Raw genomic sequence first — 19,502 nt, 5'->3', positions numbered from 1 at the left:
GCGCAGACTAGGGGTGGAGGCTACCGTTGGGCATAATGGCTCCTCGCAGGTCGGCGTTGCTCAGATCGGCGAAGAACAGGTCAGCATTTTGCAGGTTGGCTCCTGACAAGTTGGCTTTCGTGAGATTGGTGTTTCGCAGGTTTGCACCTTGCAGATTGGTCTTGCGGAGATCGGCACGGCTAATATTGGCGCCATGCAGGTTTGCGCCAGGGCAATGGGCGCTCGTGAGGTTGGCTCGGCTGAGGTTTGCCCAGCTTAAGTTCGATCGCTCAAGGTCGGCTTCCACAAGCACTGCCCCCACCAGAAAGGCTCGAACCAATTGAGCATCTCTAAACAGGGTGCGGTAGAGACTGGCTTTGGGAAAATAGGCGGCAACTAGCTCAGCACAGCAAAAGTTGGCGCAGCTCAAATTTGCGCCTGTAAAAATCGCGCCATTGAGACGGGCATGGGTCAAGTCTGCTTTCATCAAATTGGCATCGCTACAATCGGCTTCCTTCAGGTTTGCCTGACGAAAGTCGGTGCCGATCAAATTGGCAAGGCTGAGATTTGCGCCGCGCAGGTTGCCTTCTCTCAGATCTGCCCCCCGCAAATTGGCGCCCTGAAGCTCGGTAAAGCTGAGGTTGACCCCGATCAGATGGGCTTCTCTCAAATCGGCACCCGACAGATCGGCCGCCGTCAAATTTGCCTCATACAGGTTGGCATGGCTGAGGTTGGCTTCTCTCAAGTTTGCCCCCATTAAATTGGTTTGCACCAAGCAGGCTCTGCTCAGGTCGGTTTTGCCCAAATCTACCTGGCTCAAATCTAGCTCGCGTAGGTCGGCTGCACTTAGGTCTGGCTCAGCTTGAGGATGCCGCGATCGCCAATCAGCCCAGCCGATCGCCCCCCATTTCAGTAACGCCAGCAATTCTCCACTCGCCATTTTTGCCCTCGCCATTTTTGCCCTCGCCGTTTTTGCCCTCAGAGGCTTCGGCATCAACCCTGTTTAAAACTCATCGTGCTATTCGTTTCGAGCTGCGGGAACCTCTCGTCCGGCGATGTTTTCGATCGCGCCTAGCGCTGCCTGAGAACCCGCCATAATATCTCTCTCTTCGCCGCCTAGATACAGCCGCCCAAAGCTGCCCACTGCCGAGACTTGCAAAATGTTGATCAACGCCGCTTTCTCGGCTTCGTTAGCAGCCAGTGCCGCATAGGCAGCAGGTTCTACCTCCAGCACATACAGCGTCTGCCCTGCCAGGATCATATTGCCTCTGCGGGTGCGGTTAATTAACTGCGTGTGATGGGCATCAATATTGCGAATGATCTGGCTAGAGATGATGCGAGGCTTGAGACAGTCCCGTTCTTTTGCCCCGATCGCATCCAAGATGGCTCGTCCTGCGGCTTTGGTGTTACTCTGCTTGTCAGAGTGAACTTCTAGCAGCCCGTATAAGCGCTCAATCACCAATACGCCAGGGCGAACGGATGCTGCCTTCAGGGCAATATCCAGCAAGCGATTGATTTCAATACCAGGAGAGATTTCTACCCAGAGCGAAGAATCTCCAGGCAAGGGCAGAAATCCCAGAGCCTGAGTGCCTAAGTAGGCAGCGTGCTGACGCTGCAAGTTGTCCAAATAAACGTAGCTGCGAAGGTCAATGCCCAAGGTGGATATTCAGGTGCGTAAGATCATCAACTCAGTTTCCCATTATCCCTGACTTTGTTAACAAGCTTTAAGCGGTTTGGCGATGATCTAGCGCTAAAAATTTGAGGGGAAGTGCGATCGCTGCCGACTCGCGCTGTAGAATGCCCTCAACATTAATCTCGTTAATCCGTCATGCTGACTTTTGTACCGACTGCTATGGCAATTGCCAAGGTGTTGAGGACGGGGACATTTAGGGTGGGGCGCGAAGCGCCCCACCCTAAATGTCCTAAGCAAACTGGCAACAGCTACAGGTGTCTGAGATCACAGAATTGCCGCCGAAAATGAGGAATTCTTGTGTGAAGCAGTGAGCAGTTACAGCGACATTACGACCAAGCTACAACAGCACGTCACCTATCTAGCCCCAGGGTTCCTGCCTGTATGAATAACTCTAACCTGAGCGTTTTGCCCGCCTCCGGCGATCGCTCCTCCACTTCCCGTCCCACTTCTCGAACCTACAATCATTCAACCTTTGCTCCGCCTCAATCCCTAACCGTTGAAGCTGCCCTAGAATTTGACTGGCACAAGCTTACGGCTTTGGGCGTTTCAGCCGATGATGCCCAGGCGATCGCTCAAACCCTTGCCCTAAAAAAAATCATGTTCCTCTACTGGCGACGGCTGCTCAAATGTGGCGCACCTTTTGATGATGCCCGCCGTCTTGCCAGAGCGATCGCCAAGTACGATATTGCTAGACTGCCACCCACTGCTCAACAGCGACAGCTCATCACCCAATATTGTCCTCTCGTCTGTCGAGCAGGGCTTTGGCGAGCAGACCTGTTGCTGTCTGCTCAGCCCAGTCGGAATGCTTGCCAGCCAGAAGTTTAGGATTGCCCTTGCGGTTTGTGTCGATAATCCTCCAAGCGATCGCAGTTCTCCTCCCAGAACTGACGATATGGCATTACGTAATTGAGTTAGGACGAGTTATTTTTTGAGAGCCGCGCGGAGCGCGGCTCTCAAAAAATAACTCATTGGATCTAAGCGCGTAGCGCTGTACTGTTCAAGCCAGTCATTAAATGTCCTTGAGCGATTCTGCGTTGAGCTGGCAAGGTCGCCATTGAGCTTCACGGCTTTGCGTGATCAGTTCAATGAATGTCAAGCCCTTCGAGTGACCTGAGACGATCGCCCTTACGCTACTGTATTAGTGGATTGCGCTTAAAATACTGCGCTCGAAACTCCCTCCGATCTGCTTGATAATCTGGTTTGAAGTCTACAGTGCCCCTCCCCCATGTTTCAGTCCATTTCAAAGCTGCCGCGTCTGCTCACACTTGGGCTGACTTTCCCACTCATTTTCTTGAATGGCTGGCTGCTCTCGCTGCTGGCTCAAGAGCTACAGCCCTTGCTGACCATTTTGATTACAGCAACGCTGCTTGCCTTTTTGCTGGATTACCCCATTCGGTTTCTTAAAGATCGTGGGGTAAAGCGCGGCATTGCTGTTGGAATTGTGCTGCTAGCGTTTCTATTTATTCTGGGGGTGTTGGCAGTCTTTCTGGCGCCGCTGATTTTGCGGCAGGCCAACGAGCTGCTCATTCGCCTACCAGAATGGATTAAGTCGGGTCAGCAGCAGCTTAAAACCATTGAGGATTGGGCGATCGCTCAGCAGTTGCCAATCGACATCAGCACGACGTTCAACCAAACGGTGGCTCGGTTCACGACGGGGCTACGATCGTTTACTAGCCAAGCCTTTAGCATTGTGTTTGGGGCGATCGGCAGTGTCGTCAACGTGTTTTTGACGCTGGTTTTCACGATCTTTTTGGTGCTGCGGGGCGAAAGTCTTTGGGCTGGAATTTTAGGATGGCTACCCTTGGGCTGGAACAACCAGATCCGACAGGCGCTACCGCTTAATTTTGAGCGCTACATTGCAGGTCAGGCAACAATGGCTGCCATCATCAGCCTAGTGCAAACGACGGTTTTGCTGAGCCTTAGAATTCCTTTGGCACAGCTCTTTGGCGTGGGTATTGGGGTGGCTAGCCTGATTCCTTTTGGCGGTACGACGACGATTCTAGTCGTTAGCTTGCTGTTGGCGCTGCAAAATTTTTGGCTAGGCGTGAAGGTGCTGCTGGTGGCAGTCATCATCAACCAGGTGATCGAGAATCTTTTGGCTCCTCGAATTCTAGGAGAGCTTACGGGATTAAATCCGGTCTGGATGCTGGTTTCGCTAGACTTGGGCGTGAAGCTAGGCGGCTTTTTGGGGTTGGTGGTTGCTGTACCGATCGCCAGTTTCATCAAAGGTTCATTTGATGCTATCCGCACGAATCCGCAGGATTTGCAGCTAGTCTCCACCACAATCATGACTGAATCCACTGACCCAGACCTGCCTATGAAGCCTTCTCCGGTGGCTACCGAAGGGGAGTAGAAGTATGGCAAGCGCCAAGGCGGTGAGGAAGGGGACATTTAGGGTGGGGCGCTTCGCGCCCCACCCTAAATGTCCCCTTCCTCAATACCCTAAGCAAACTGGCGACAGCTACAGTTATTCTAAATTTTGAACTCCCCTGAAATCCAAAGTTGATCAGCTCTCCTGTGCCAAAATCCGCGTTGCCTCGGCACAAAGCTGGTCATGGCAAGCGCCGTTGCTGGCAATTAAGCAGCCCCACTGACTGACATCGCCCTGGTTATAGCGCAAGGGTGAGCCATCTGCGTGGGTAAAGCGCCCTCCAGCTTCGGTCAAGATTAGCTCTGGAGCCGCCATATCCCAATCTTTGGGCGCAGACTTGCCCGATAGAGAGAGATAAACCTCTGCTCGCTGCTCCACAATTGCCGCGATCTTGCCGCCAACGCTGCCGACAAAAAGCTGATCTTGGCAGGGAAGCTGTTTGAGGAGTTGGTTAAAGCGATCGTCCCGATGGGTGCGGCTAGCGACTAGCGTTAGGCTGGCAATATTGTCTTGCGACGACACCTGCAGGGGCTGGCTGCCGCCAGAAGTTTCTGCAAATGCCCCCCCGCCTAAAGTGGCGTAGTAAAGTTTTTCTAGCTCTGGGCAAGCTACAACGGTGATGACAGGGCGACCTTGATGGGTAAGCGCTAGATGAAAAGCATATTCGCCTGTTTTGTCAATAAAGTCTCGCGTACCGTCTAATGGGTCTAAGATCCAGACCCAGTCGTAGGGGAGAGGTGTGTCTGCGCCTTGGGCTTTGTAGGTTTCTTCGCTCAAGTAGCCGAAATTCTCTGTGCCAAAGATGGCTTCCAGCTTGCTCAAAACGTAGTGATTGACCGCTAAATCGGCTGCTGTTACAGGCCCATCTTTCTTGTCTTGAATTTCAAGCGATCGCGCCATCCCAGCCGCATCTGGCTCGCCTCGATAGTACGATCGCAAAATGGCTGCCGCACCCCACCCCAGCGAACGGACAACAGATAAGATCTCATCTACGGTCTGATCTGTCATGATCTGAAGTTCTTCCACGATCGCTTCTCCTGTGCTTTTTCGCCCATTATCTCTACAAAGATTGCAGGCGTAACGGCAACCGTCTAAACCTCATGAAATGATTACTTTTAGACGTGATGCTGCCTCCCCTAGACGGCATCACATTTTGCCAGCCCCGCAATTGAGGTGATGCAGAGCCATCCTGAGCGCCTTCATCCGGCAGATACTCAAGCAGATGCTCGCAAGCCCACGGCGGCGAAATCATCGTCACAGGTCAGATAAAGAAAGTAGGGAGCTGCTTTCAGGTGAGGCTGCCAGCGGGCAAAACTCGCGTTAATCTACTATTTAGCAGGTGTGGGAGCAGAAGGCGTTGTCTCTGGCACAGCTTGTTGCAGCTGATCAGGAGCAGGCTGAGCGGTAGGAGGCTCTGTCGAAGTCATGCCGCTGGGCATAAAGTTGGGCAACACATTCCGGGGGCGGTTGGTGGCGGCAATACAGTTTGATAGAGCAGCTGAGGTTGCAAAATCAACCTGGCTCCTTAGCCCCACCACACAAGCTGAAAATCTCAGCGGCAGCAGACTACGGCGGCAGTGATCGACAATGTTGAGCAATGGTGCCGTCTCCGTGGGGTTGTCGATCGCCCCAATGTCTACCACACAGGTAGCTAACTCAACAGGGCGACGAACTCTAGTGCAGTTAGCGATCGCATCTGCTGAAGTCAATGCTGTGCCAGCGTCAATGTTCGTCACGCACTTTGACAAGTCTCTAGGATACAGAGCCGCAGCACAGGCTGTTGCGGCATCGGCGGCAACAATCCCTGCGCCCGTAATTTGAGCAACACAGGTGCGGTAGTCTGCGCTGGTGCTGCGATAGGTTGTGTCAGAAGCGGGAGTGCTGTAGAAAAAGGCAGAAGCCGGGAGCGCAGTAGCCACCAACCCAGCCGATGCCAGTTGCGCAACAGACAGGCGAATCCAATGAGCTTTGCTCAAAAAACGGTGAGGCGATCGCAAATCAGAATTAGGCATAGCGGGAGTTTAGGCTAGACAACTGCAAGCACAGCCATGATACTACAGCCGCGCCACTTACAGCCATCTTCCCATCCGCCCTACAGCCATAATCATCGGGCTTAGAACATTTTTGAGGTCGTGGAGCACGACCTCAAAAATGCCCCTATCCTAACCGCTGTGAACACAGCTATAGATTGAGTTGCAGACCTGTAGAATAAATTTGGCGCTACAGGTCTGCCTCCATAGATTGCGGCTGCATACCATGTAATAATGTCTATAGAAAAGCTGCAAACTTCCTGCTGAGACGGTAGCGGCGATCGCACTCTCTGGTTTCCCCAACCTCGCAGCCTGATGTTTTTGTCTGCCTGATCCTCAATTTAAGAAGCAGACTTAAGAAAAAACGGTCGCATGGCAATACTGAATCTATTGCGGCTGATTGCAGCCTGTAGCGCCCTAAACATCCCATTCAACTGACACCCTTTGGTCAAATCATGACTCAACTCTCTGGAACTTCTGATGTACCCGATTTGGGTCGTCGTCAATTCATGAATCTGCTGACTTTTGGGGCAGTCACCGGAACAGCGCTAGGAGCGCTTTATCCCGTGGTCAAGTATTTTATTCCACCGTCGAGTGGCGGCACGGGCGGCGGCGTGACTGCCAAAGATGCTCTGGGCAATGATATTGTGCTGAGCAAGTTTTTAGAGGAGCACAAAGCGGGTGAGCGAGTTTTGGCGCAAGGGCTGAAGGGCGACCCGACCTACATCACCGTGGAAGGCGCAGATGCGATCGCTAGCTATGGTCTCAACGCTGTTTGCACCCACTTAGGCTGTGTGGTTCCCTGGAACGCCAACGAAAACAAGTTCATGTGCCCTTGCCATGGCTCTCAGTACAACAACGAGGGCAAAGTGGTACGAGGTCCTGCACCTCTGTCGTTAGCCCTGGTACACGCAGCGCCCACCGAAGACGGTAAGGTTGCCTTCAGCCAGTGGACTGAAACTGATTTCCGTACTCAAGAAGAACCCTGGTGGGCCTAGCCTTTAGCCCGCATTTTACGCCGATTGCTATGCCGATCGCCCTCTTCAACTGCCACCCCTTTTGAACTGCCATCCTTTGCAAAGAACGCCACCCATGAGACTAACTTTTTGGTCAACCCTATTGACCCGCAGTAAAAAACTGCTTCTCTGCATTGCTTTAGCGACGATTGCGCTATTCGGCAGCGATCTGGTCGCTCCTCAATCTGCCGCTGCCTATCCTTTCTGGGCACAGCAAAATTACGCGACGCCCCGCGAAGCCACAGGACGAATCGTTTGCGCCAACTGTCACCTTGCCGCCAAGCCTTCTGAGGTCGAAGTTCCTCAGGCAGTGCTGCCTGACACGGTCTTTAAGGCGATCGTCAAAATTCCCTACGACCTTAATACCCAACAGGTTTTGAGCAACGGTGAGAAGGGCGGTTTAAACGTAGGCGCAGTGCTGATGTTGCCAGAAGGCTTCAAGATTGCCCCAGAAGATCGGATTCCGGAGGACATGAAGGAAGAGGTAGGACCTGGCTACTTATTCCAACCTTACAGCGAAACCCAAGACAACATTATTTTGGTAGGGCCTCTGCCCGGTGAGCAGTACCAAGAGATCGTTTTTCCGGTTCTGTCTCCTGACCCAACCACCAATAAAGCGGTGCAGTTTGGCAAATATCAGATTCATCTGGGTGCCAATCGGGGTCGGGGTCAGGTGTATCCCACGGGTGAAAAGAGCAACAACACGGTCTACAACGCGTCTGCGGCTGGGGTGGTGTCGGCGATCGCCAAAAAAGATGATGGTGGCTATGACGTAACCCTCACCAAGGAAGACGGCACGACCGTAACGGATACAATCCCTGCGGGGCCAGAGCTAATCGTCTCTCAGGGCGAAGAAGTGGCGGCAGGTGCTGCCATCACCTCAAATCCCAACGTAGGCGGCTTTGGTCAGAAAGATGTGGAGATCGTTCTGCAAAGCCCCAACCGCGTCAAGGGTTTGCTGGCTTTCTTGGCAGCTGTGACGCTGTCTCAAATCATGTTGGTGCTGAAGAAGAAGCAGGTCGAGCGAGTTCAAGAAGCTGAAATGACCTTCTAGCTTGCTCCGTAGCTCATGAATGTCTGGAAAGCACTCCGCGATCGGGGTGCTTTTTCATGCTTGAGAGCTTTAGAAAATGTAGGGGAATATTAACCTCATCCCTATTTTCATCCCTAATGTAGCTATCCCGTTTACTTGTATAGCTGTCGCTAGTTTGCTTAGGATATTTTGGGTGGGGCGCAAAGCACTCCACCAAAATGTCCTAACCACCTTGGCAGTTGCCCCATACTTAAACCAAGCGCAAAGCGTTGTAAAACATTTTGGCAGTGACTTATCCCTTGAGGGCAGGATGCAAAGATCAATCTGATGGCTAATCAGGCGCATTTGGCACTGCTCAAACAGGGAATTTCTGTCTGGAACAATTGGCGAAATGACCATAGAGAAATTTATCCCGATCTGAGTCAGATTCATCTAGATCAGTTTAATCTCAGGGAGGCAGCTCTCGATCGCACCAACTTGAGAGCTGCCATTTTGCGCCACACCGACTTCTGCATGGCAAACCTGAGTCGGGCAAATTTGCAAAGAGCCAATCTGCAAGCTTCTCTGTTTTATACAGCCAATTTAGAAGCGGCTAATTTGCAGGAAGCCAACTTGTCGGGAGCCGATCTGCGGGAAGCCAACCTACAATCTGCAAATTTGCACAGAGCTAATCTCCAGAATGCCTCCTTACGGCTGGCGAATTTGCGGGAAGCCAACCTGCGGGAAGCCAGCCTACAGGCAGCTAACCTCAGCTTTGCCGAACTCAGCCATGCCGATGGCTGTCTTGCCGATTTGACCAAAGCCGACTTGACCCAGGCTGATCTGACCGCTGCGAAGTTCTACACCGCTAATTTTAGTCATGCAACGCTCTATGCCACCAATTTGAGCCATGCTGATTTGCGGGAGGCAAGCTTTATTCAAGCTAATTTGCGGGAAGCCAATCTGCGAGAAGCTGATCTCAGTGTGGCTGTGTTTTGTCTATCCAATCTGATTGGCGCAACGCTGTACAAAGCCAATTTATCAAAGGCAAATCTCAGCTTGGCAAATCTTTGTATGGCAAATCTGAGCCATGCAAACTTGATGCGATCGACCTTAATTGGCGCAAATTTGATTGGGGCAAATCTCTACACCGCTAATTTTCAGGGCGCAGTGCTCAATGAAGCTGACTTGCGAGAAGCCAGCCTGGGCAAAGCCAATTTAGCAGGGGCAAAACTGGTCAAGGCTGACCTAACCATGGCAAATTTGACGGGGGCAAATCTAACGGGAGCAGACTTGAGCCAAGCCAATTTGCATCAGGCTAATCTTTGGGAGGCTCGGCTAGAAGGAGCCTGTTTGACGGAGGCAATTATGCCCGATGGCAAGCTCCATTGGTAAAACAACCGCCAAGGCGGTTAAGACAGGGACATTTAGGGTGGGGCGCGAAGCGCCCCACCCTAAATGTCCTAATACCAATTTAAGTTGATGAGGCGTCAGATGATTTTCGAGAGCCGTGCGGAGCGCGGCTCTCGAAAATCATCTGACCTGTTTGGGTCTTAAATGTATAGGCAAACTGGCGACAGCTATAAAACTTGAAGGAAAAACTTGCAGCGCGTTTAAGCAGGGGATACTATCGCTTCAATCTCTTCATCTTGACTGCGGAAATAACCGATGCAACGAACTTTTTTAGGGTTGCTGGCTTTAGCTTTGATGCTCTTCTTTCAGCGTTCTCCGACAGTAGCCCAGATTCCCCTCCAGGCAAATCCCGCAGTGGCAATCGGTCATGGCGGCGCGATCGCCTCTGTCGATTCGCGCGCTACCCAGGTGGGTATCGATGTGCTGAAGTCGGGAGGCAATGCTGTTGACGCAGCGGTGGCTACGGCGGCAGCTTTGGGGGTGGTCGAGCCTTTCTCAGCAGGGATTGGCGGCGGCGGCTTCATGGTGGTTTATCTCAAGGATGTCGATCGCGTCATCACGATCGACGGGCGAGAACAGGCTCCGGCAACGGCAACGGTGGATATGTTCAAAAATCCAGATAGTCCGACGGGCGAGCTGCTGACCTTCATGCCCGATCGCATTAGCAACGGTGCCGCGGTGGGAGTTCCGGGTACGCTCTCAGAATGGGCAGAAGCGCTGAGCCGCTATGGCACTTTGAGCTTGTCTCAGGCTCTACAGCCCGCGATCGCCCTAGCGGAGAAAGGCTTCACCGTCGATGCCACCTTTGTCAGCCAGATTGCCCAGAATCAGGCGCGGTTTGCGGCATTTAGCTCTACGCGATCGCTCTATTTGCCGCAGGGCAAGCCGCCTGTGGTGGGCGCGACATTCAAAAATCCTGACTTGGCAAAAACTTACAGGCTGCTGGCAGATAAAGGCATTAACGAGTTCTACCGGGGCGACATTGGCAAAGCGATCGCCCAGACCGTTCAGAATCCTCCCGTCAGCGATCCACCCTTTCGCGTGATTTCGGGCGGCATGACCCTGGCAGATCTCGACCAATATGCCGTGCGGGTGCGACCTGCCATCAAAACCTCCTATCGCGGCTACCAGCTCTACAGTATGGGTTTGCCCAGCAGCGGCGGTATTGCTCTAGGCGAAGTTCTGAAGATGTTGGCAGGATTTGATCTTAGCCAGCTCGATCGCCCTCAAATCTGGCACAATGTCATCGAAGCTGAAAGGCTGGCATTTGCCGATCGCAATGCCTATCTGGGCGACCCAGAATTTGTAGATGTGCCGCTACCGGGCTTACAGAGTGAGAGCTTTGCAGAACTGCGGCGACGGGAGATAGGCGATCGCGCCCCGGCTGACGAGAAAGCCTTTCGCGCGGCTCCTGGAAACCCTTTGCCCCATCAGAAAGACCCTAGCCCCAGCCTGACTGCTCCTCCAGCGGTAGCTATGGCACAAACTCAGGAGGGGCTTTCTACGACACACTTGGTGACGAGCGATCGCTTCGGCAACGTTGTTTCCTACACGCTGACGATCGAGTCCACGGGCGGTTCGGGTATTGTCGTTCCGGGCTATGGCTTTATTCTCAATAATGAGCTGACCGACTTTGACCCCACTAGCCCCCACCCCAACGCGCCAGAACCGGGCAAACGTCCCCGTAGCAGCATGGCTCCGACGATCGCTTTTGCACCAGACGGCAGAGTGCTTGCCTTTGGTTCTCCAGGCGGCTCCACCATCATCACGACGGTAGTGGGCATTGCCGTCAATTTGATAGATTTGGGTTTGCCGATGAATGAGGCGATCGCTGCTCCCCGCCTGTCTCAGCGTAATGGCGGCATTACCCAAGTAGATGGCGGTCTGGAAGCGGAGGAACTGGGTCAGGCTTTGACGGCACTAGGGCATAGTCTGGAACCTGTTCCTGAGATTGGGGCAGCTACGGGACTGGTGATTCAATCTGATGGCACCCTTGTTGCGGTGGCTGAACCTGTGCGCCGAGGCGGCGGCTCTGCGATGACGGTCATGCCCTAGGGCAATCCTGAGCGCCAAGGCAATCCTGAGCGCCAAGGCAATCCTAAGCGCCAAGGCAATCCTAAGCGCCAAGGCAATCTTGAGCGTCAAGGCAACCCTGTGCGCCAAGGTAATCCTGACAGCCAAGGCAGTCCTGAGCGATCGCTTTTCACTCACTCGCTTTCTGCTTGCTAAGATAAATCTGATAACCTATCGGTAAAAATACCAACGTGGTCGTTAAACCAGACTGGCTGCGCGTCAAAGCGCCTCAATGGGAACGAGTCGGCAGCGTTAAAGAAATCCTCAGAGACTTGGCGCTCAACACGGTCTGTGAAGAGGCATCTTGCCCCAACATTGGCGAGTGTTTTAGTCACGGCACTGCCACCTTTTTGATTATGGGACCCGCCTGCACTCGCGCCTGTCCCTACTGCGACATTGATTTTGAGAAAAAGCCGCAGCCCCTCGACCCAACTGAGCCAGCGCGATTGGCAGAAGCCGTGCGCCGGATGAAGCTTAACCATGTGGTGATTACCTCCGTCAACCGCGACGACCTGCCCGACGAAGGCGCATCGCAGTTTGTCCGGTGCATTCAGGCGGTACGAACCGCCTCGCCTCAGACGACGATCGAAGTCCTAATTCCCGATCTGTGCGGCAACTGGGAGGCGCTGGCGCTGATTCTGCAAGCCCAGCCAGAGGTGCTAAACCACAACACCGAAACTATTCCCCGCCTCTACCGTCGGGTACGTCCGCAGGGCGACTATGGGCGATCGCTGGAGCTGCTGCACCAAACGCGCCAGATTTCTCCTGCAACTTACACCAAGTCTGGCATCATGGTGGGCTTGGGCGAAACGGATGAGGAAGTCCGTCAAGTGATGGAGGATTTGCGGGAGGCAAGCTGCGATATCTTGACAATTGGGCAGTATCTTCAGCCTAGCCAGAAGCATCTGGGCGTTCAGGAATTTGTCACGCCGGGGCAGTTTGACGCATGGCGAGAGTTTGGCGAATCTCTGGGCTTCCTTCAGGTAGTGTCTTCGCCGCTGACGCGCAGCTCGTATCACGCCGAGCAGGTGAGAGACTTGATGCAGGAATATCCTCGCTGAGGCTTTAATGCCGCACTAGAAAAAGAGGCGTTGCTGAATAGCGGTATGAGTAGCAAAATCCGCCCTCACCCTAGCCCTCTCCCGAATGAAGAGGGAACAAGAGATCTAGCTCCCTTCTCCTCAAGGAGAAGGGCTGGGGATGAGGGCAATTCATACCTGTATTCAGCAACGCCGAAAAAGAGATGGGGCGACACAAAAAATCCGGGCGGCAAAAACATCGAGCGGCAAAAACATCGAGCCGCTAAAGAATCTGACGACGCAAAAAATCTGACAGCGCCATGCTAACCTGCTCATGCCGATCTTCTTGGGGATAGTGCCCTGCTTCGGTCAGCGGATTCAGCTCTGCGTCAGCCGCAAAAGTTTCGGCCAGACTATAGGGCAGCCAGGGATCGCGCGTTCCCCAAAGCAGCAGCAGTGGCTTTTGCCATTGAGCAAATCCGGCTTGAATTTCGGCAGTTGCATCAGAAAGCTGAAGATTTTTGACAATCGCCAGCAGCGATCGCCCAGCCTCAGAACTTTTCAGAAAAGGACGACGATAAATCTCTAAATCCTCTTCGTCAATTACATAGCCGCCGCCGCCCTCTAGGGTGCGCTCAGTCAGCAATGGGTCTTGCGTTAGCATTTCGCCCACCAGCGGGATGCCCATTTGCCGGATCTTCCAGGGCAGTTTGGCAGCAGTCGTGAGCGGGGCGTTGAGAATGGCAAGGCGATCGATTTGCTCTGGATGGCGCAGCGCATACTGCAAGCCCATTGAACCCAGGAAGCCCTGCACGACGAGGGAGAATTTTTTGAGTTCTAGAGCCTGGACTAACGCTGCTAGCGCTGCAATATAGGCATCAGGGGTGTAGGCAAAATTGCGCTTGTCGGGCTTTGCCGAAGCGCCACAGCCAATCCAGTCGGGGGCGATCGCTCTGAAGCCATGCCCCGCCAGAACAGGCAGAACGTTTCGCCAGCCGTAGCTTTGGGAGGGCAAGCCGTGCAGCAGCAGCACCGGAGATTTCTCTGAAGGGTTCATTGGCTCTGCCGCTCGGTAAAACCACTTCAGCCCACCTACCTCGATCGTGTTTTCCTGCGTCGCCACGGCTTGCCTGTCCAGATTTGCTGACTTTTCATTGACCTTGCTGTTTATTGACCTTACTGTGTTGAGGGTCTCTAGCACAAGTTCTGGCAGACAAGTTCTGCTAGACAAGTTCTCGGCTCAAAGAGTTCAAGATTGCCGTAAACTAGGCTTCACATTGCACTGTAGATTGAGGCGAAACTATGATTCACGTCACGATGGAAACGGATAAAGGCACTATTCGGATTGAGCTGGATGACGAAAAAGCTCCCATCACGGTCAAGAATTTTGTCGATCTAGCGAAGAGCGGCTTCTATGATGGGCTAACCTTTCACCGAGTTGAGCCTGGATTTGTGATTCAGGGTGGTGATCCTGATGGCAACGGCACAGGCGGATCTGATCAAACAATTCCTCTAGAAATTTGGGCAGAAGGCGCGGCAGAACCGACCGTGGGCAAGACCCTCAGCCCCGGACAAAAGCCCATCATTAAGCACGATACGGCTGGCGTGATTTCGATGGCGCGTACCAATGATCCCAACAGCGCCACCAGCCAATTTTTCCTAACTTTGGGCAACGCCTCATTTTTAGATGGACAATATGCTGCCTTTGGTAAATCGGCAGATACAGACGTGATTCAGAAGATTCGCAAAGGCGACAAAATGCTGTCGGTGACGATCGCCCCCTAGCCCTGCTTAAAGAGATTCACCCTTTGCTTACCACTTGCTCACAACCAGACGACTGAGAGATTGAGAGGAGAAAACCATGTCAGAATGGCACGAGATTCCGGGAGGCGTAACGGCTCCCAAAGGATATAGAGCCGCAGGAATTACCGCAGGACTGAAGCCGTCGGGTGCCCCCGATCTGGCGCTGATTGTGTCGGAGGTCGATGCGATCGCCGCAGGAGTCTTTACCACCAGTCAGGTAAGGGCGGCTTGTGTAGACTATTGCCGTCAGCGGCTGCAAGCTAAGGCTTCGGCGCGTGCCATTCTTTGCAATGCTGGACAGGCAAATGCTGCTACTGGGGCACAGGGTTTGGCAGATGCCGTAGAAAGCACGGAACTGGTCGCACAGGCGTTGGGCATCTCGGCAGATTTGGTGTTGGTGGCTTCCACGGGCGTGATCGGGCAGCGGATTAAGATGGACAGTCTGCGAACTGGGATTCCGCAAGTCGTGGCGGCTTTGTCAGAGGCAGGTTCGGATCAGGCGGCTAAGGCGATCTGCACCACGGATTTGCTCCCCAAGACGATCGCCTTGGAAACCACGTTAGATGGTCGCCCCGTGAGAATTGGCGGCATCTGCAAAGGGTCTGGCATGATTCATCCCAATATGGCGACGATGCTGGCGTTTGTCACTTGTGACGCGACCATTTCGCCGCCCCTGTGGCAGCAGATGGTGAGTCGGGCTGCCGACAAGAGCTTTAACCAAATTACGGTGGATGGCGATACCAGCACCAATGACTCGCTGATTGCTCTGGCGAACGGGCAGTCGCGCACCCCTGCCATTACGGAACCGGGCGCAGAGGCCGATAAGCTGGAAGCGGCTCTCACTGAAGTTTGTATGCATCTGGCAAAAGCGATCGCCCGTGATGGCGAGGGCGCAACCTGTCTGATTGAGGTGCGGGTATCGGGAGCGACGGACGATGCGGCGGCGCGGCTAGTTGCTCGAACGATCGCGGGATCGGCGTTGTTCAAAGCGGCGGTGTTTGGACGCGATCCCAACTGGGGCAGAATCGCGGCGGCGGCTGGACGGGCGGGGGTGCCGTTTGAGCAGGATCATCTGCGGGTGCAGTTGGGTGATTTTCTGCTGATGGAGAATGGACAGCCTTTGCCGTTCGATCGGGCTGCGGCGAGTGCTTATATTAAGTCGGCGGCGGCTGGAGAGTATTTGAAAGGGGACACGGTGCTGGTTTCGGTCAGCGTCGGGAGCGGCAGTGGGTCTGGCATGGCGTGGGGCTGTGATCTTAGCTATGACTATGTGAAAATTAATGCGGAGTATACGACTTAAGCTTTTTGGGTATGGGCATCCAGGTCATGGTCTTTTCACCCTACAACAAAAATTATCTTTGTGCTTTCATGTCTAGTAGTGTTGGCAGTAGCTTGAAGCCTACTCATTGGTGTTCAAGATGATGCTAATAAAGCATTGATATGTCTCCGTACAAGGTATTGCTGTTGAATTGCGGAGAACTGCTCAGGGAAGATGACAACTCTAGAACCAATGCCATCTACTAGAGCGATAAGCGCATTGGCTTCAAGGGTTAAATCAAGGTCGGCTCGAATCAGCTTAGCTGTCTGTAAGTCAGCTAACTCTTGGCAAATAATCTGGCACAAAAAGTCATAGCGTCTTTGATGTTCCTGAACCAGATGTTCACGACCGATCGAATAGCCCAAAAACGCCGCCCAAACCTTCCAATCGTCTCTGTCACTTACCTCCAAAGGTAAAGCTGCAAAAATCATCTGCTCTAGTCTGTCAATGCCTTGCCGTTCCTTAGCACAGATCATATTTTCTACGACATTTGCAAACACTTGTTCTAGGGCAAACAGGGTGAGTTCCTCTTTATCTCGAAAGTAGTGGGTGACAACCCCGGTCGAGGAGCCAAGTTCTTGCGCAATTGCCCGCATACTGGTGCGGTCCAATCCTTCGCGGATAATTACCTTCCATGCAGCTTTAGCGACTTCCATACGGCGATCGTCATAACTCATAATTCTCTTGACTCATATCTTTTCTGGGTTTAGAGCAACGTGAAACGTCTATCTTGACATTTTATTACAACAGTTGTTATGTTTTCAATCAGCATAATAACTGTTGTAATGTTATTTCTCTATGATTCGATCCACTACGCCTGATGACATACCTGCATTAATTGCCTTAGCTGAAGCGACTGGTCTCTTTCCGTCGCATGAAACCGAGGAACTCACCCAAATGCTGGTCGAGTACTTCGGCAGCGAAACTAAAAGCCCAGACTTTTGGCTCACTGACGATGATGACGGGCCGATGGGGGTTGCCTATGTCGCGCCGGAGCGAATGACCCAAGGGACGTGGAATCTCTATCTGCTCGCCATTCGCCCTGACCGTCAGCGACAGGGACGCGGTGCCGCACTGCTAGCCCAAGTAGAACAGATGTTGGCGGAGCGCGGTGAACGTTTGCTGCTTGTGGAAACGTCGGGACTGGAGAGCTTCGAGTACGTTCGAGCGTTCTATCGCAAGAGTGGTTACGACGAGGAAGCACGAATCCGCGAGTTCTATAAGGCAGACGATGACAAGATCATTTTCCGCAAGACTCTAACTGCTCAGGGGAAATAAGCCTTGACGGGGAAGATTAGACCGCTGCCAAGACCTGCTGGGAGAGCTGAATTTGATCGGGGCTGAAGCCTGCTTCGTTTAGATATTCTAGAAAGTCTCGATCGGCATATCGGTCGTCTAGGGCGATCGCCTCTCGGTAGGATTCGAGGGCGCTTTGGCGATCGCCTTGACCCCACTGGGCGATGGCGATTGCTACCCAGGGGTGAGGATTGTCGGGTTCTAGCTGGGCGGCTTTTTGGGCTGAGGCGATCGCCCAGGGAAACTGTTGCAGTCTTTGATAGGCGAGGCTGAGGTTGTAGTGGGGGATTTCGTTGTTGGGGTCGAGCCAGCTTGCCCAGGTGTGGGTGAGGACGGCGGCGGCAAGATCATCGTTGACTAGATAAACAATGCCTAAGGCGTTGAAGGTTTTGATGTTGTAAGGGTCGTAGGGAATCGTTTGCTCCAAAACCTGGGCGGATTGGCGATCGCGCTTTGCCAAATGCAGCGTCCAGCCGAGATTGACCCTTCCCTCCAAATTTTCGGGGCTGAGTTCTACGGCTCGTTGAAAGGCGGCGATCGAGGCGGGTAAATCACCCTGGTCGCGGTAGGCGATGCCTTGCTCACGGTAGGGGATGGCTGGGTCTGCCCAGGTGGGTTGGGCGTTGAGGCAACTGAACCCTACCAGAAAGCTAATTATCCAAGTTTTCTGCCTTTCAATCCGCATAATTTTTGCGCTGGGTGATGGTCTAAAGGGGCTGACATTTTAGATCCGCTTAGTCAAGGCTGTTCTTGATCAAAACGATCGCCGTTTTGATCAATATCTCGTTGTTAGACATTGGCTGCTAGCAGAGAACAACAGGAGGATGAATATGAACTTGACACGTTTACAACGCCAGCAAAGCATAAAAGTAAAGCAAGGTCTACACAAGACGCTGAGAGAAGGTGTTAAAAGTGACGATCGCTCCCTGAATTGCTCCTAAGTTCCTCAAGTCTGGGGACTCTGAACAAAATTGGCTACAGGCTTCGCACATGCGATCGAGCGAAAGTCTCCCAGAATTGGAGAGCTGGGTCAATTCATGCTCAAACCCCCCGATAGGAAATCCATAATGAGAACAGCTGGGATTTTGGGGCGGCTCAGTCAGGTTGAGAGCTTGCTTGTATAATAATGGCTTGATATCCCTAGCTCTATATTCTTGGTAATTACGGCAGGGAGATGATTTTTTGGTCTTTGCAGCTTTAACCAGCTTCAAACACGCGCCTCAGTTCCCTAGATTCACGCCCGTAGAACCCGCCCCCAAAGACGTGTAAGAACCGTGATTGCGATTTATCCCGGCAGTTTTGATCCCATTACGCGAGGTCATCTAGATATCATTGAGCGCGGCTATCGGCTCTTTGAAAAGATGATTGTGGTTGTCTTTCGCAATTCCAACAAAACGCCTCTGTTTTCAGTACAAAAACGGATTGAGCAAATTCGTCAGTCTACTCAGCATTTACCTAACTTAGAAGTGGATAGCTTTGATGGTCTCACCGTCACCTATGCCCGGATGCGGAAGGCGAGTGTGCTAGTGCGGGGATTGCGCGCTGTCTCCGACTTTGAAATGGAGTTGCAAATGGCACATACTAACAAAACCCTGGCAAGCGATATCGAAACTGTTTTTCTTGCTACCTCCACCGAATACAGCTTTCTCAGCAGCAGTCACGTCAGAGAAATCGCCAGATTTGGCGGCCCAGTCGATCACCTTGTTCCTCATACCGTTGCCTTAGATCTTCAACAATGCTACGCCAAAACTCCAATCGCACTAGCCAACGACGATCGAATAACACCGGAGGCTCTGCCGGACGCAATCACGGAGAAACCCGCATCGGAGGAATCGATATTCAACGGGAGCTAAACAAGCTAGAAGAAATGATTCTAGACAGCATCCGCGTGCCGTTGAGTCGGCTGACCCTAGTGGATGAGGAGCAGTTGCTTGACCAGCTTGATTTGGTACGGCTTAATCTGCCGACTGCCTTTCAGGAAGCTACCGAAATTGTGCTGCACAAGGAAGATGTGCTCGTTGAGGCAGAGCAGTATGCCCAAGAAATCATCGCCGGAGCCGAGCAGAGATCCGCTCAGATTCTCGACGAAATCAGCATTATTCGTCAGGCTGAAGCCGAAGCCCAGCGCATTCGCCAACAGGTGCAGCTAGAGTGCGAAGCCATGCAGCAGCAAACTTTGGGAGACATTGAGCAGGTGCGGCGACGGGCACAGCAAGAGCTGGAGGAAATGCAGAGAATGGCGCTTGCCGAGTGTGAAGAAATCCAGCGGGGTGCCGATGATTATGCCGATCGCGTCTTACGAGACATGGAAGATCGCCTAGGCGAGATGATGCGCATTATCCGTAACGGTCGTCAGCAGGTGCAAACCAACCCACCAACCCGTCCTCCAGAGAACTATGCGCCTAATCGTTTACCGCCTTCGGGCGGACGATACTAGAGAGTTTACTCTTTGAAGCGGGGCAATCTGCATCCCTTTTCA

21 protein-coding genes are annotated in these 19,502 nt (G+C 52.9%); 12 read left to right on the top strand and 9 right to left on the bottom strand.

From position 1 onward, the window contains the following. Positions 1 to 7: 7 nt before the first annotated feature. Both AC5JMP_RS09750 and ccmP read right to left on the bottom strand, forming a co-directional pair. Positions 8 to 973 carry a pentapeptide repeat-containing protein gene (locus tag AC5JMP_RS09750; protein ID WP_495851255.1) on the bottom strand — a complete coding sequence of 322 codons (966 nt, stop codon included), beginning with the start codon at positions 971 to 973 and terminating at the stop codon, positions 8 to 10. A 24-nt stretch (positions 974 to 997) separates the two neighbouring features. Next, positions 998 to 1,636, bottom strand: a complete 639-nt coding sequence (gene ccmP / locus AC5JMP_RS09745; RefSeq protein WP_495851254.1) for a beta-carboxysome protein CcmP — start codon at positions 1,634 to 1,636, stop codon at positions 998 to 1,000. Positions 1,637 to 2,053: 417 nt separating this feature from the next. On the opposite strand from ccmP, the gene AC5JMP_RS09740 reads away from it, so the two are divergent. Continuing rightward, on the top strand, positions 2,054 to 2,497 hold the full coding sequence (locus AC5JMP_RS09740) for a hypothetical protein (protein WP_495851253.1): 444 nt from the start codon (positions 2,054 to 2,056) through the stop codon (positions 2,495 to 2,497). Positions 2,498 to 2,897: 400 nt separating this feature from the next. Beyond that, a complete protein-coding gene (locus AC5JMP_RS09735; RefSeq protein ID WP_495851252.1) occupies positions 2,898 to 4,025 on the top strand; it encodes an AI-2E family transporter in 1,128 nt (375 codons plus the stop codon). A gap of 153 nt (positions 4,026 to 4,178) precedes the next feature. Here AC5JMP_RS09735 and AC5JMP_RS09730 read toward each other — a convergent pair whose 3' ends face one another. The 3 genes from AC5JMP_RS09730 to AC5JMP_RS09720 all read right to left on the bottom strand — a co-directional run bounded on the left by AC5JMP_RS09730 (position 4,179) and on the right by AC5JMP_RS09720 (position 6,055). Further along, a complete protein-coding gene (locus tag AC5JMP_RS09730) occupies positions 4,179 to 5,051 on the bottom strand; it encodes a 3'(2'),5'-bisphosphate nucleotidase CysQ family protein (RefSeq protein WP_495851385.1) in 873 nt (290 codons plus the stop codon). A gap of 52 nt (positions 5,052 to 5,103) precedes the next feature. After that, positions 5,104 to 5,301: a hypothetical protein gene (locus AC5JMP_RS09725; protein ID WP_495851251.1), complete on the bottom strand. Its 198-nt coding sequence runs from the start codon at positions 5,299 to 5,301 to the stop codon at positions 5,104 to 5,106. 70 nt (positions 5,302 to 5,371) lie between these two features. After that, positions 5,372 to 6,055 carry a hypothetical protein gene (locus tag AC5JMP_RS09720; RefSeq protein ID WP_495851250.1) on the bottom strand — a complete coding sequence of 228 codons (684 nt, stop codon included), beginning with the start codon at positions 6,053 to 6,055 and terminating at the stop codon, positions 5,372 to 5,374. 473 nt (positions 6,056 to 6,528) lie between these two features. On the opposite strand from AC5JMP_RS09720, the gene petC reads away from it, so the two are divergent. The 5 genes from petC (at position 6,529) to lipA (ending at position 12,648) form a co-directional block, all read left to right on the top strand. Further along, the gene (petC, locus tag AC5JMP_RS09715) at positions 6,529 to 7,071 is read left to right on the top strand and encodes a cytochrome b6-f complex iron-sulfur subunit (RefSeq protein WP_495851249.1); all 543 of its coding nucleotides are present in this window, start codon (positions 6,529 to 6,531) and stop codon (positions 7,069 to 7,071) included. Positions 7,072 to 7,165: 94 nt separating this feature from the next. Continuing rightward, positions 7,166 to 8,143, top strand: coding sequence for a cytochrome f (petA, locus tag AC5JMP_RS09710; protein ID WP_495851248.1), 978 nt, complete (start codon positions 7,166 to 7,168; stop codon positions 8,141 to 8,143). A 306-nt stretch (positions 8,144 to 8,449) separates the two neighbouring features. Further along, entirely contained in the window at positions 8,450 to 9,496 is a 1,047-nt protein-coding gene (locus AC5JMP_RS09705; RefSeq protein WP_495851247.1) for a pentapeptide repeat-containing protein, read from the top strand. Between the two features lie 273 nt (positions 9,497 to 9,769). Next, positions 9,770 to 11,569, top strand: coding sequence for a gamma-glutamyltransferase (ggt, locus tag AC5JMP_RS09700; RefSeq protein ID WP_495851246.1), 1,800 nt, complete (start codon positions 9,770 to 9,772; stop codon positions 11,567 to 11,569). A 209-nt stretch (positions 11,570 to 11,778) separates the two neighbouring features. Continuing rightward, the gene (gene lipA / locus AC5JMP_RS09695) at positions 11,779 to 12,648 is read left to right on the top strand and encodes a lipoyl synthase (protein ID WP_495851245.1); all 870 of its coding nucleotides are present in this window, start codon (positions 11,779 to 11,781) and stop codon (positions 12,646 to 12,648) included. Between the two features lie 241 nt (positions 12,649 to 12,889). Here lipA and AC5JMP_RS09690 read toward each other — a convergent pair whose 3' ends face one another. Next, a complete protein-coding gene (locus AC5JMP_RS09690; RefSeq protein ID WP_495851244.1) occupies positions 12,890 to 13,729 on the bottom strand; it encodes an alpha/beta fold hydrolase in 840 nt (279 codons plus the stop codon). 179 nt (positions 13,730 to 13,908) lie between these two features. Between AC5JMP_RS09690 and AC5JMP_RS09685 the strand changes: the two genes are divergently transcribed. Both AC5JMP_RS09685 and argJ read left to right on the top strand, forming a co-directional pair. Continuing rightward, positions 13,909 to 14,391, top strand: coding sequence for a peptidylprolyl isomerase (locus tag AC5JMP_RS09685; RefSeq protein WP_495851243.1), 483 nt, complete (start codon positions 13,909 to 13,911; stop codon positions 14,389 to 14,391). 76 nt (positions 14,392 to 14,467) lie between these two features. After that, a complete protein-coding gene (argJ, locus tag AC5JMP_RS09680; protein ID WP_495851242.1) occupies positions 14,468 to 15,709 on the top strand; it encodes a bifunctional ornithine acetyltransferase/N-acetylglutamate synthase in 1,242 nt (413 codons plus the stop codon). A 113-nt stretch (positions 15,710 to 15,822) separates the two neighbouring features. Here argJ and AC5JMP_RS09675 read toward each other — a convergent pair whose 3' ends face one another. Then, the gene (locus AC5JMP_RS09675) at positions 15,823 to 16,404 is read right to left on the bottom strand and encodes a TetR/AcrR family transcriptional regulator (protein ID WP_495851241.1); all 582 of its coding nucleotides are present in this window, start codon (positions 16,402 to 16,404) and stop codon (positions 15,823 to 15,825) included. 121 nt (positions 16,405 to 16,525) lie between these two features. Between AC5JMP_RS09675 and AC5JMP_RS09670 the strand changes: the two genes are divergently transcribed. Next, positions 16,526 to 17,005 carry a GNAT family N-acetyltransferase gene (locus AC5JMP_RS09670; protein ID WP_495851240.1) on the top strand — a complete coding sequence of 160 codons (480 nt, stop codon included), beginning with the start codon at positions 16,526 to 16,528 and terminating at the stop codon, positions 17,003 to 17,005. Between the two features lie 16 nt (positions 17,006 to 17,021). On the opposite strand, the gene AC5JMP_RS09665 is transcribed toward AC5JMP_RS09670, so the two are convergent. Both AC5JMP_RS09665 and AC5JMP_RS09660 read right to left on the bottom strand, forming a co-directional pair. Further along, positions 17,022 to 17,708: a tetratricopeptide repeat protein gene (locus tag AC5JMP_RS09665; RefSeq protein ID WP_495851239.1), complete on the bottom strand. Its 687-nt coding sequence runs from the start codon at positions 17,706 to 17,708 to the stop codon at positions 17,022 to 17,024. Positions 17,709 to 17,904: 196 nt separating this feature from the next. Further along, the gene (locus tag AC5JMP_RS09660; RefSeq protein ID WP_495851238.1) at positions 17,905 to 18,057 is read right to left on the bottom strand and encodes a hypothetical protein; all 153 of its coding nucleotides are present in this window, start codon (positions 18,055 to 18,057) and stop codon (positions 17,905 to 17,907) included. Positions 18,058 to 18,297: 240 nt separating this feature from the next. Here AC5JMP_RS09660 and coaD point away from each other — a divergent pair, with 240 nt between their 5' ends. Together coaD and AC5JMP_RS09650 are read left to right on the top strand one after the other, a co-directional pair. After that, positions 18,298 to 18,876 carry a pantetheine-phosphate adenylyltransferase gene (gene coaD / locus AC5JMP_RS09655; protein WP_495851237.1) on the top strand — a complete coding sequence of 193 codons (579 nt, stop codon included), beginning with the start codon at positions 18,298 to 18,300 and terminating at the stop codon, positions 18,874 to 18,876. Beyond that, a complete protein-coding gene (locus AC5JMP_RS09650) occupies positions 18,759 to 19,460 on the top strand; it encodes an ATP synthase subunit B family protein (protein WP_495851236.1) in 702 nt (233 codons plus the stop codon). Before coaD ends, AC5JMP_RS09650 begins: the two co-directional genes overlap by 118 nt. The last annotated feature ends 42 nt before the right edge of the window (positions 19,461 to 19,502 follow it).

The organism is Drouetiella sp., from assembly GCF_059504425.1.
The sequence above is the reverse complement of the archived record's forward strand: the minus strand, read 5'-3'. Positions and strand labels throughout refer to the sequence as shown.

Coding starts and splice junctions, on each gene's coding strand:
- AC5JMP_RS09730 (WP_495851385.1), bottom strand. CDS start 5,051: ATGACAGATCAGACCGTAGATGAGATCTTATCTGTTGTCCGTTCGCTG.
- ggt (WP_495851246.1), top strand. CDS start 9,770: ATGCAACGAACTTTTTTAGGGTTGCTGGCTTTAGCTTTGATGCTCTTC.
- AC5JMP_RS09720 (WP_495851250.1), bottom strand. CDS start 6,055: ATGCCTAATTCTGATTTGCGATCGCCTCACCGTTTTTTGAGCAAAGCT.
- AC5JMP_RS09735 (WP_495851252.1), top strand. CDS start 2,898: ATGTTTCAGTCCATTTCAAAGCTGCCGCGTCTGCTCACACTTGGGCTG.
- AC5JMP_RS09705 (WP_495851247.1), top strand. CDS start 8,450: ATGGCTAATCAGGCGCATTTGGCACTGCTCAAACAGGGAATTTCTGTC.
- AC5JMP_RS09665 (WP_495851239.1), bottom strand. CDS start 17,708: ATGCGGATTGAAAGGCAGAAAACTTGGATAATTAGCTTTCTGGTAGGG.
- argJ (WP_495851242.1), top strand. CDS start 14,468: ATGTCAGAATGGCACGAGATTCCGGGAGGCGTAACGGCTCCCAAAGGA.
- AC5JMP_RS09750 (WP_495851255.1), bottom strand. CDS start 973: ATGCCGAAGCCTCTGAGGGCAAAAACGGCGAGGGCAAAAATGGCGAGG.
- AC5JMP_RS09675 (WP_495851241.1), bottom strand. CDS start 16,404: ATGAGTTATGACGATCGCCGTATGGAAGTCGCTAAAGCTGCATGGAAG.
- AC5JMP_RS09740 (WP_495851253.1), top strand. CDS start 2,054: ATGAATAACTCTAACCTGAGCGTTTTGCCCGCCTCCGGCGATCGCTCC.
- AC5JMP_RS09670 (WP_495851240.1), top strand. CDS start 16,526: ATGATTCGATCCACTACGCCTGATGACATACCTGCATTAATTGCCTTA.
- petA (WP_495851248.1), top strand. CDS start 7,166: ATGAGACTAACTTTTTGGTCAACCCTATTGACCCGCAGTAAAAAACTG.
- AC5JMP_RS09685 (WP_495851243.1), top strand. CDS start 13,909: ATGATTCACGTCACGATGGAAACGGATAAAGGCACTATTCGGATTGAG.
- petC (WP_495851249.1), top strand. CDS start 6,529: ATGACTCAACTCTCTGGAACTTCTGATGTACCCGATTTGGGTCGTCGT.
- AC5JMP_RS09650 (WP_495851236.1), top strand. CDS start 18,759: ATGCTACGCCAAAACTCCAATCGCACTAGCCAACGACGATCGAATAAC.